The sequence below is a fragment of the Streptomyces sp. SID486 genome (assembly GCF_009865385.1).
Classification (GTDB): domain Bacteria; phylum Actinomycetota; class Actinomycetes; order Streptomycetales; family Streptomycetaceae; genus Streptomyces.
Window position 1 is genome coordinate 1 of sequence record NZ_WWJT01000147.1, and the last position, 10,360, is coordinate 10,360.

The following is a 10,360-nucleotide window of genomic DNA, read 5'->3' on the forward strand; positions in this document are numbered from 1 at the left end:
GGCCACCACGCTTACGACTGCCGGCCCACGCCGCCGCTCGATCGCGGCGCCCGCTCGGGGCGCGCTGCACGGCCGCGGCGCCGGCTCGGGGCGGCCTGCATAGCCCCGGCGTCGGCTCGGCGGGGGCCACGGTCCCGGCGTCGGCTCGGCGGGGGCTACGGTCCCGGCGCCGGCTCGGCGGGGGCTGCGGTTCCGGCGCCGGCTCGGCGCGGGCTTTTACGGCGCCCGGTCCAGCAGGACGACCGCCACGTCGTCGGTCAGCTCACCGCCGTTGAGATCGCGGACCTCGCTCACCGCGGCCCGCAGCAGTTCCTCCCCGCCCAGGCCCTCGGACAGCTGCCGGCGGATCATCGCCAGCATGCCGTCCTGGCCGAGCCGCTCCCCGTCCGAGCCGACCCGGCCCTCGATCAGGCCGTCGGTGTAGAGCATCAGGCTCCACTCGGGGCCCAGCTCCACCTGCATCCGCGGCCAGCGCGCGCCGGGCAGCAGGCCCAGCGCGGGGCCGTTGTTGTCGTACGGGAGCAGCCGCGCCGGCCGGCCCGGGCGGGCTATCAGCGGGGCCGGATGGCCGGCCAGGCACAGGCCCGCGCGGCGGCCGTCGGGAGCGATGTCCACCGTGCACAGCGTCGCGAAGATCTCCTCGTCGGAGCGCTCGTGCTCCAGCACCTGCTGGAGGGTGTTCAGCAGCTCGTCCCCGCACAGCCCGGCCAGGGTCAGCGCCCGCCAGGCGATGCGCAGCTCCACGCCGAGCGCGGCCTCGTCCGGGCCGTGGCCGCAGACGTCACCGATCATGGCGTGCACGGTGCCGTCCGGGGTGCGCACGGCGTCGTAGAAGTCGCCGCCGAGCAGCGCCCGGGAGCGGCCGGGGCGGTAGCGGGCCGCGAACCGCAGCGTGGAGCCGTCCAGCAGCGGGGTGGGCAGCAGACCGCGCTCCAGGCGGCGGTTCTCCTGCGCCCGGAGTCTGCCTTCGGCGAGCCGTCGCTCGGCCGTGTCGGAACGCTTACGCTCCACCGCGTAGCGGATGGCGCGGCTCAGCAGCCGGCCGTCCAGCTCGTCCCGGAACAGGTAGTCCTGGGCGCCCACGCGGACGGCCTCGGCGCCGCGCTCGGCGTCGCCGGAGGCGGTCAGCGCCAGCACGGCGTGCCGGGGCGCGAGCCGGAGGACGTGCCGGAGCACGGCCAGCTCGTCGTCGCTGTCACTGCCGCCGGGCGCCGGGAGCGCCAGGTCCAGCAGGATGCAGTGGACGTCGTCGGTGAGCAGCCGCTCGGCCTCGGTGAGGTTGCGGGCGGTGCGCACGCGGATCGGCTTGCCGGCCGGGTCCAGCAGTTCGGGCAGGATCGGCGAGCCTGCCGGATCGTCCTCGATCAGCAGCAGCGTGAGAGTGGCGCCGGTGCCGTTCACGGCCGCGGCGTCGCGGTGGGCCTCTTCCTTGAGGGGGCCGCCGATGGTGGGGGCGGCCTGCGCCTGACCACTCTCCACGGCCGGGATCGCTCTCTGCCGCGGTACGGGTACGGGCATCGTCTGGGTTCCTTCCCTCCCCCCGAGGGCACGGCGGCGTCGAGGGGTCTCGACCCACCGACCGGGACCATAGCGGCTGCGACCGCCCTGATGGAATGGTGTGAGCCGCGTCGCTCCGCCGTGCGCCGCTGTCATATGCCGCGTTCCGTACCGCAGTTGGACACCCCGGCGGCCCGCGGGGAATGACGAAGCTCACTCCCGGGGGGAGTTTGGGCCGAGGGGGCCGTGCGGTGGGTCACATGACGCGCGTCACCGGGCACATGGGCGGACCGGCCGCCGCGCCGTCCGTGGGCCCGGCACGGCTCACGCGTCCGGCCGTACGACCCCCAGGATCGGCATCGAGCCGGCGCCCGCGACGGTCACCGTGCGCCCGGGGCGCGGGGCGTGGATGATCGCGCCGCCGCCGATGTACATCGCGACATGGCTGGCGTCGTCGAAGTAGATGATGAGGTCACCGGGGCGCATGTCCTCGACGGCGACGTGCTTGAGCTGCCGCCACTGCTCCTGCGAGGTGCGCGGGACGGCGTGCCCGGCGGACGCCCAGGCCTGGGAGGTCAGGCCCGAGCAGTCGAAGGAGTCCGGCCCCTCGGCGCCCCACACGTACGGCTTGCCGAGCTGCTCGGTGGCGTACTTCACGGCCTTCTTGTCCTGCTCGGACGCCTTGCCGCCGACGTCCTTGAGGACGCCGGTGTCCAGCCAGGCGGTCTGCGCCTTGTCTGCGGCCTCCCGCTCCAGCTGGGCGAGGCGCTCCTTCTCCTTCTTCTCCAGCCGGGATTCGAGCTTCTCGGCCGCGTCGATCTGCTTCTCGATCTTCTTCTTGGCCGCGGCCTTGGCCTCGCGGTTGGCGTCCAGCTGCCTCCACCTGGCGGAGGCGTCGGCGGCGTACTGGCGCAACTGCGCCTGGGTGCGCGTCATTTCGGCCATCAGCTTGGTCGCCGCCTGCTGGCCCTGGAGCACCCGCCCGGCGCTGTCCAGGAACTGCCCCGGGTCGTCGCTGAGCAGGAACTGGGCGGTGGAGGACAGGCCGCCGGTGCGGTACTGGTCCCGGGCCGCCGCGCCCGCCTGGTTCCGGAGTCCGGCCAGGCGCTGCCGGCCCTGGTCGATCTTCTGCGCCAGTGCCACGATCTCCGCGGACTGCTTCTCGGTCTTCTCCTCGGCCGCGTTGTAGGCGTCGGTGGCCACGGCGGCGTCGTGGTAGAGCTCGTCGAGCTTCTCGCGTATCGCCTGGAGGTCCTTTCCGGGGCGGGGCGCCGGTGAGCCCCCGGACGGCGGTGCGGGCGTGGGAGCGGGGGCCGCGAACGCCGCGCCCGGTGCCGCGAGGACGGTCACCGCGCACACCACGGTCAGGGCGGCCGTGAGGAGACCGCGCTTGCCCGAACCCATACCTCTTCCCCCAAACTGATTTACCGTCAGTAACTTACGGTCGTCCGAGGGATCGTGCCACGGTCGCGCGCAAAGCGACAGAGGCCGTCGAAACCGGAATCACCCCACCGGCCACGGGACATGACGATCTCCCCCCCCGGTGTGACGAACGAAGCACGCGAGGCGTTCCCCGGCCCGCCGACGGGGCCGCGGTGCCGCCGCGTCCGCGGGGCGGCACCGCGCGCGCCCGCCGGGCGGTCAGCGCACCGGCGCCAACGCCGCCCAGGCCACGGTCACTTCGCCCTGCCGCCAGCGGGCCGCGGAGTCCGTCACCGGCCAGTCGGCCGCCAGGTCCCGTACCGCGCGGATCCAGCGCTGGCGGGCGCCGTAGGAGGCGTAGGGCGCGGCGGCGGCCCAGGCGCGGTCGAAGTCGCGGAGGAAGGCGTGCACCGGCTCGCCCGGGACGTTGCGGTGGATCAGCGCCTTCGGCAGCCGCTCGGCGAGGTCGGAGGGGCGGTCCAGGGAGCCCAGCCGGGTGGCGAAGGTGACCGTGCGGGGGCCTTCGGGACCGAGCGCCACCCACACGTGCCGGCGGCCGATCTCGTCGCAGGTGCCCTCCACGAGCAGCCCGCCGCGCGAGCCGTCGCCCGCCGGGGCGAGCCGCGCGCACAGCCGCTCCCATACGGCGGCGACCTGGGCCTCGTCGTACTGCCGCAGGACGTTGGCGGCCCTGACGAGCAGGGGGCGCCCGGGCACCGGGATCTCGAAACCGCCGTGCCGGAAGGTGAGCCCCTCCCGCTCGTACGGCCGTGCCGCGGCCACGCGTTCCGGCTCGATCTCGATGCCGACCACCCGCACGCGCGGGGCGGCGGTGCGCAGCCGGCCCAGCAGCTCCACGGCGGTCCAGGGCGCGGCGCCGTAGCCGAGGTCGACGGCCAGCGGGTCGGCGGCGCGCCGTAGCTCGGCGCCGTGCACGGCCGCGATCCAGCGGTCCATCCGGCGCAGCCGGTTGGGGTTGGTGGTCCCGCGCGTCACCGTTCCCACGACGGCGGTCCCCCTGGCCGGGCGGAGCCGGGGGTGGGGGGTCGCTGCGCGGGCTGTCATGGATACGAGGGTAAGCGGGGCGGACGGCGAGGGGGCACGGGCCGGAACGGCGCGACCCGCCCCGGCGGGCTCCGGCGGGCTCCGGTGGGTCTCGGCGGGCTGGGCGGGCTCCGGCGGGAGGGGGCGGGCCTCGGCGGGAGGGGGTGGCGGCGCCGACGGGCAGTCGAACGGTTGACCGACGGAAGGTAATGATTCGGCAAAGCCGCTTGATCCGGAAATGGCCGGGCACCCGGTCGCTGTTGACCTCCCCTGGAGGGCGAGGTGGGCCCTTCCCGGCATGCCCGCAGCAAGGAGGACCGCCACGTGAGCCAGTACGCCAGCAGGCTCGGGCGCCGCTCCCCGTCGGCCGCCCAGCGGCTCCGGCTGTACCGCAGGCCCCGGCGGGTCGCCATGCTCTCCGTGCACACCTCGCCCCTGCACCAGCCCGGCACGGGCGACGCGGGCGGCATGAACGTCTACATCGTGGAGCTGGCCCAGCGGCTGGCCGCGATCAACATCGAGGTCGAGATCTTCACCCGGGCCACGGCCGGCGGCCTGCCCCCGGTCGTCGAACTGGCCCCCGGCGTCCTCGTCCGGCACGTCGACGCCGGCCCCTACGAGGGCCTCGCCAAGGAGGAACTGCCGGCCCAGCTGTGTGCCTTCACCCACGGTGTGATGCAGGCGTGGGCCGGCCACCGCCCCGGCTACTACGACCTCGTCCACTCCCACTACTGGCTCTCCGGCCACGTCGGCTGGCTAGCCGCCCAGCGCTGGGGCGTCCCCCTGGTGCACGCCATGCACACCATGGCCAAGGTCAAGAACGCCAACCTCGCCGCCGGCGACAGTCCCGAGCCGGCCGCCCGGGTCATCGGTGAGACCCAGATCGTGGCCGCCTCCGACCGGCTCGTCGCCAACACCGCCGAGGAGGCCGACGAGCTGGTCCGGCACTACGCGGCCGACCCCGCCAAGGTGGCCGTCGTCCACCCCGGCGTGAACCTGGAGCGCTTCCGTCCCCACCCCGGAGCCGGACCGCGGACCCCGGCCGACTCCCGCGCCGCCGCCCGCGCCCGCCTCGGGCTCCCGCAGGAGGCGCTCATCCCGCTCTTCGCGGGCCGCATACAGCCCCTGAAGGCGCCGGACATCCTGCTGCGCGCCGTGGCCGTCCTGCTGGAGGAGCGCCCCGAGCTGCGCTCCCGCATCCACGTCCCGGTGGTCGGCGGCCCCAGCGGCAGCGGGCTCGCCAAACCGGAGGGCCTGCAGAAGCTCGCGGCCCGGCTGGGCGTCGCGGACGTCGTACGGTTCCGTCCGCCGGTCGGCCAGGAGCAGCTGGCCGACTGGTTCCGGGCCGCGTCGGTCCTCGTCATGCCGTCCTACAGCGAGTCCTTCGGCCTGGTCGCCATAGAGGCGCAGGCGGCCGGGACCCCGGTGCTCGCCGCCTCGGTCGGCGGTCTGCCGGTGGCGGTGCGCGACGGCGAGACCGGCTTCCTCGTCCAGGGCCACGATCCGGCCGACTACGCGCGCGTGCTGGCCCGTTTCGCCGACGACCCGGACCTGTCGGCCCGCATGGGACGGGCCGCCGCCCGGCACGCCCAGTCCTTCGGCTGGGACACGGCCGCCGCCGCCACCGCCGACGTCTACACGGCCGCGACCCAGTCCCACCGTCGTCGCGTACGCTCCCACCATGGGTGATGTCGAGAAGGCCGGACAGGTCCTGGAGGACGCCCTCAAGGACGCCGAACTGGAGTGGGAGAGTCCCGGACCCGGAAGCTACGTGGTGACGCTCCCCGGCACCCGGAAGCTGTCCACCACGGTGTCCTTCCTCGTCGGACGGCACTCGTTGTCGCTGAACGCCTTCGTCATCCGCCACCCCGACGAGAACGAGGCGGGCGTCCACCGCTGGCTGCTGGAGCGCAACCTCAAGCTGTACGGCGTGAGTTACGCCGTCGACCGTCTCGGCGACGTCTACGTCACCGCCCGCCTGCCCCTCGCCTCCGTCACCCCGGACGAAGTCGACCGCATCCTCGGGCAGGTCCTGGAGGCGGCCGACGGCGCCTTCAACACCCTGCTGGAGCTGGGCTTCGCCTCCTCGATCCGCCGGGAGTACGAGTGGCGGGTGTCCCGGGGCGAGTCGACGCGGAACCTGGACGCGTTCGCGCATCTGACCCGGCGTCCGGCCGACTGACCCCGGGCGGGACGCTCAGGAGGGGTCCGGGGCGGGCGTCGCGCCGGCGCCGCTCCGGTCGAGCTGGTCGGCGAAGGCCCGCAGGGCGTCGGCCAGTTCCTTCTTGGTCGGCAGCTGATCGACCTTCTTGTCGAGTTCGGTGATGCGCCGGTCGAGTTCGGCCAGCTCGTCGGAGGAGGTGGGCGTCGGGCTCGGCTCGGCACCGCCGGTGCCGCCGTCGCCGCCGCCGTCGCTCGCGCCGACGCTGCCGCCTCCGCCGATGGTGGTGGTGTCACCGCCGGTCGTGCCGGTGCCGCCGTCGCTCGCGCCGACGGTGCCGCCCGTGTCGTCACCGGTGCCGCCGCCGTCGCTGACGCCGGCGGTGCCACCTCCGCCGATGGTGGTGGTGTCACCGCCGGTCACGCCCGTGGAGTCCCCGTCCGGCGGGACGGAGCTCGTGACGCCGTGCCGGGAGCCGGAGGCGTCGCCCGAGGTCGCCGCGAGGGCCACGCCGACGCTCAGACCGACGAGGGCCACGGCGCCCACGACGGCGGTGGTGACCCGGCGCAGCGGCAGCGGGCGGTTCTTGATGGATGGATCGCGAGGAGTCTGTTCTTCCTGTGCTTTCTGTGTGTCATCCATGGAGGTGAAGCTAGCCCGCCGTGATCACCGGACGCGAGACTTCCGCGCGACTCTTCCCCGCCGAGGGTCGGTGGTGGCATGCTCACCGCCAACGCATTCCTGAACCACATTCATATCCGTGAATCCAAGGGGCGGGTGGACATGAGCGACGCGCACCTCACCAGACGGACCTTGCTCGCGACCGCGACCGCGGTGGCCCTGGGCGCCGTGACCGGCACCGCCCGGGCGGCCCAGCCGCCCTCACCTCCCCGGGCACCCGCCCTCTGGGGCGAGTTCACCCGCACCCCGTTCAACCACCCCCAGATCCCGTACATCGGCCGTGCGGGCTGCCGGGGCGGAGCCGCCCGCTTCCGCCGCCCCCGGACCGTCGCCGACGTCACCGCGTACGGCGCCGTACCCGACGGGACCACGGACTGCGCCCCCGCGATCAACCGTGCCATCGCCGCCGCCGGAAGGGCCGGCGGTGGCACGGTCACCATCCCGCCCGGCACGTACCGCATCGACGACGTCATCCGCATCGGCGACTCGAACGTCGTCCTGCGCGGTGCCGGCAGCGGCCGTACGACGCTGTACGCGACGAAGAGCCTCACCGAGCTGATCGGCGTCTACGGCTCCCGCTACGGCGGCGACAAGTCCTCCTGGTCCTGGGCCGGCGGGCTCGTCTGGCTGGCGCCCAGGGCGCGCTGGGACTCGCTGGTCGCCGCCGTCAGGTCGCGTGCCTGGCCCTTCGAGGGCTGGACCGGCAACCGGCGCGACGAATGGACCAGCCTGACGACCGTGGCACCGGCCAGGCGTGGCTCGTGGACGGTCACGGTCGCCGACGCCTCCGCGCTGCGCCCGGGCCGGCTGGTCCTCCTCCGCCTCGCCGACGACCCCGCCCACACCCTCCTGCAGCACATGGCGGGCGGCGGCCCCGGCCCGGCGTCGTACGTCTGGGACGACAAGACGAAACTGACCTCCTACGTCCCCTACGAGTGGCCCGTGCGCATCACCCGCGTCCGCGGCCGCCGCGTCACCCTCGAACGCCCCCTCCCCCTGGACGTCCGCCCGGAATGGGACCCGCGTCTGACCACTCACGTGGGGGAGCTGACCGGGTCGGCCGTCGAGGGCCTGACCCTGGAGGCGGTCGAGACCCCGCAGTCGCCCCACCTCCTCGACAAGGGCTACAACGGCGTCGTCCTCCAGTGCGCCTACGACTGCTGGGTGGACGACGTCACGGTCCGGCACGTCGACAACGGCTTCGGTCTGGTGGCCGCCTCCGCCTGCACCCTGCGCCGTACCCGGGTCGCCGGCCGCGGCTCGCACCACCCGTACTTCTGCCGCGAGGGCTCCCACGACAACCTGATCGAGGACTTCACCATCGAGGAGCGCACGGTCCCCGCGCCCGCCGGCACCCAGCTGCACGGCGTCAACGTCGAGGGTCTGTCCTCCCACAACGTCTGGTCGCGCGGTGACATGCGGATGGGCACCTTCGACAGCCACCGGGGCCTGCCCTTCGCCGACGTCCGCACCGACATCACCGTGTACAACGACGGGCAGCACGGCGGGGACGCCAGCGCGGGACCGCTCTTCGGCGCCCGCTTCACCCACTGGAACATCCGCGTCACCAACGGCCGGGCCGGCCTGATGAAGATCGACGGCCTGGCCCCGTACTCGGCGACGGCCGGACTGAACGAGGTCCGCGAGTTCGGCCAGGTCGACGTCCCCGACTTCACCGGCGACCTGCACTCCCGCCTGGAGCTGTACGGCACCACGGACGCCGTGCGCCCGCGCAACCTCCACGAGGCCCAGCGGGCCCTGTTCCGGGGGCCGGGGCTCAGCGGGTCCCGGTCCGGTAGCGCCCCGGGGTGACCCCGACCAGCTTCTTGAAGTGCCGGGTGAGATGGGCCTGGTCGTAGAACCCGGTCAGCGCCGCCACCCCGCCCGGTGGCACCCCGTCCAGGAGCAGCCGCCGGGCGCGGCCGACCCGCCGTGACATGAGGTACTGGTGCGGCGCGATGCCGTACGCCCCGCTGAACGCCCGGACCAGGTGCGCCGGGTGGGTGTGCAGCAGGGCGGCCGCCTCCTGGAGGGTCACCCCCTCGACGACCCGTGCGTCCAGCAACTCGCGCAGCTCCCGGGCGATCACCGGGTCGCGGAACCGGCGGGGTGCTTCGGTGCGGCGCCGCAGATGTCCGCGCAGCCGCTCCGCGACCAGGGTCAGCCTGCTCTCCGCCTCCAGCTCGTCACCGGGCCGGGCGAGGGCAGCGTGCAGCCGGCCCACGTGCAGCCGGAGCCGGGGGTCGCGCAGATCCGGTGTGTCCACGGCCCGGCCGATCAGCTCGTCGCCGAGCCGGCTGCCGTCCAGGTAGACGACCCGTTTCCGGAAGCCCCCCGGGGTGGCCGGCGACCCGTTGTGCGGCACGTGCGGCGGCAGCAGCGACACGGTGTCGTGCGGAGTGCCGTGCTCGTGCCGGTCCAGGTCGTACCGTACGGCCCCGTCGTCGACGATGAGCAGTGTCCAGGCGTCGTGGACGTGCATCGGATAGGCGTACTCGGTGAAGCGGGCGTGGAAGACCTCGGTGACGCCCGGGACGGAGGGACGCCACGCGGTGACTTCCTGCCCGGTGGCCATGCAAAGAACGTACAAGACGCCGCCGCGCGCCGACCGGCAGTCTCGTTCCATGAACGAGCCCATGATCCAGCCCGTGACCGAGCCGCCGACCGAGCCGATGACCGAGCCGCCGACCGAGCCGACGGACGAGCCTCCGTACGTGCCCGTCGGTACGGGCCCTGTCTGTACGGGACCTGTCCGCTTCGACACGAAGATCGCGGTCCTGCTGCGCGCGGACCTGGAGCCCTGGCAGCGGCTGAACGTCACCGCGTTCCTGGTCAGCGGTCTGGGTACGACGCTCCCCGAGGTGATCGGGGAGCGGTACGAGGACGCGGACGGGGTGTCGTACCAGCCGATGTTCCGGCAGCCGGTGCTGGTCTTCGAGGGCACGAAGGAGACCCTGAAGGCGGCGCACGGCAGGGCACTGACCCGCGCCCTGCCGTGCGCCGTGTTCACCGCGGACCTGTTCACCACGGGCAACGACCGCGACAACCGCGCGGCGGTCCGGGCCGTCCCCACGGCCGACCTGGACCTGGTGGGGCTGGCGGTGTACGGCCCCCGGAACGCGGTGGACAAGGTCCTGAAGGGCGCCCGGATGCACCCGTGAGGCTCACGCCTACCGCCCGGCACCCCGGTCCCCTCCCTGCCCCCTGCCCCCGGCTCCCCCTGCTCGCTCCGCTCAGCCGAACATGCCGGGTACGTAGTCGCCGGCGGGCTGCCGGACGATGACGTTCACGCGGTTGTAGGCGTTGATCAGGGCGATGATCGCCACCAGGGCGGAGAGCTGCTCCTCGTCGTAGTGCCGGGCCGCGTTCGCCCACACCTCGTCGGTGACCCCCTCGGCCGCGTCGGCGGTCCGGGTGGCCTGCTCGGTCAGCTCCAGGGCGGCCCGTTCGGCCTCGGTGAACACGGTGGCCTCGCGCCAGACCGCCACCAGGTGCAGCCGCGTGGCGCTCTCGCCGGCCGCGGCGGCGTCCTTGGTGTGCATGTCGAGGCAGAAC

The 10,360-nt window shown here is 74.0% G+C and carries 10 protein-coding genes; 4 read left to right on the forward strand and 6 right to left on the reverse strand.

Annotation, left to right across the window (positions count from 1 at the left end):
* Positions 1–216: 216 nt before the first annotated feature.
* The 3 genes from GT045_RS07325 to GT045_RS07335 form a co-directional block, all read right to left on the reverse strand.
* Positions 217–1,518 (reverse strand): fused response regulator/phosphatase, encoded by a 1,302-nt coding sequence (locus tag GT045_RS07325; protein ID WP_161287306.1) that lies wholly within the window; start codon positions 1,516–1,518, stop codon positions 217–219.
* 303 nt (positions 1,519–1,821) lie between these two features.
* Positions 1,822–2,901: a C40 family peptidase gene (locus GT045_RS07330; protein WP_161287307.1), complete on the reverse strand. Its 1,080-nt coding sequence runs from the start codon at positions 2,899–2,901 to the stop codon at positions 1,822–1,824.
* A 237-nt stretch (positions 2,902–3,138) separates the two neighbouring features.
* Complete coding sequence (locus tag GT045_RS07335) at positions 3,139–3,984, reverse strand: class I SAM-dependent methyltransferase (protein ID WP_202527418.1); 846 nt, start codon at positions 3,982–3,984, stop codon at positions 3,139–3,141.
* Between the two features lie 303 nt (positions 3,985–4,287).
* Between GT045_RS07335 and mshA the strand changes: the two genes are divergently transcribed.
* Both mshA and GT045_RS07345 read left to right on the forward strand, forming a co-directional pair.
* Complete coding sequence (gene mshA, locus GT045_RS07340) at positions 4,288–5,652, forward strand: D-inositol-3-phosphate glycosyltransferase (protein ID WP_161333664.1); 1,365 nt, start codon at positions 4,288–4,290, stop codon at positions 5,650–5,652.
* A complete protein-coding gene (locus tag GT045_RS07345; RefSeq protein WP_161298717.1) occupies positions 5,645–6,145 on the forward strand; it encodes a YbjN domain-containing protein in 501 nt (166 codons plus the stop codon). Before mshA ends, GT045_RS07345 begins: the two co-directional genes overlap by 8 nt.
* Before the next feature lie 15 nt (positions 6,146–6,160).
* On the opposite strand, the gene GT045_RS07350 is transcribed toward GT045_RS07345, so the two are convergent.
* Positions 6,161–6,766, reverse strand: coding sequence for a hypothetical protein (locus GT045_RS07350; RefSeq protein WP_237538408.1), 606 nt, complete (start codon positions 6,764–6,766; stop codon positions 6,161–6,163).
* A gap of 141 nt (positions 6,767–6,907) precedes the next feature.
* Here GT045_RS07350 and GT045_RS07355 point away from each other — a divergent pair, with 141 nt between their 5' ends.
* Positions 6,908–8,617: a glycosyl hydrolase family 28-related protein gene (locus tag GT045_RS07355; RefSeq protein WP_202527420.1), complete on the forward strand. Its 1,710-nt coding sequence runs from the start codon at positions 6,908–6,910 to the stop codon at positions 8,615–8,617.
* Here the strand turns inward: GT045_RS07355 and GT045_RS07360 are convergent.
* Complete coding sequence (locus GT045_RS07360) at positions 8,583–9,380, reverse strand: AraC family transcriptional regulator (protein ID WP_161333665.1); 798 nt, start codon at positions 9,378–9,380, stop codon at positions 8,583–8,585. The two genes, GT045_RS07355 and GT045_RS07360, sit on opposite strands and share 35 nt — an antisense overlap.
* Positions 9,381–9,429: 49 nt before the next feature.
* Here GT045_RS07360 and GT045_RS07365 point away from each other — a divergent pair, with 49 nt between their 5' ends.
* Complete coding sequence (locus GT045_RS07365) at positions 9,430–9,966, forward strand: DUF2000 domain-containing protein (protein WP_237538409.1); 537 nt, start codon at positions 9,430–9,432, stop codon at positions 9,964–9,966.
* 72 nt (positions 9,967–10,038) lie between these two features.
* Here the strand turns inward: GT045_RS07365 and GT045_RS07370 are convergent.
* Positions 10,039–10,360 (reverse strand): carboxymuconolactone decarboxylase family protein (locus GT045_RS07370; RefSeq protein ID WP_161298715.1); only part of this gene is annotated, 322 nt, incomplete at its 5' end.

Coding starts and splice junctions, on each gene's coding strand:
- GT045_RS07325 (WP_161287306.1), bottom strand. CDS start 1,518: ATGCCCGTACCCGTACCGCGGCAGAGAGCGATCCCGGCCGTGGAGAGT.
- GT045_RS07330 (WP_161287307.1), bottom strand. CDS start 2,901: ATGGGTTCGGGCAAGCGCGGTCTCCTCACGGCCGCCCTGACCGTGGTG.
- GT045_RS07335 (WP_202527418.1), bottom strand. CDS start 3,984: ATGACAGCCCGCGCAGCGACCCCCCACCCCCGGCTCCGCCCGGCCAGG.
- GT045_RS07345 (WP_161298717.1), top strand. CDS start 5,645: ATGGGTGATGTCGAGAAGGCCGGACAGGTCCTGGAGGACGCCCTCAAG.
- GT045_RS07350 (WP_237538408.1), bottom strand. CDS start 6,766: ATGGATGACACACAGAAAGCACAGGAAGAACAGACTCCTCGCGATCCA.
- GT045_RS07355 (WP_202527420.1), top strand. CDS start 6,908: ATGAGCGACGCGCACCTCACCAGACGGACCTTGCTCGCGACCGCGACC.
- GT045_RS07360 (WP_161333665.1), bottom strand. CDS start 9,380: ATGGCCACCGGGCAGGAAGTCACCGCGTGGCGTCCCTCCGTCCCGGGC.
- GT045_RS07365 (WP_237538409.1), top strand. CDS start 9,430: ATGAACGAGCCCATGATCCAGCCCGTGACCGAGCCGCCGACCGAGCCG.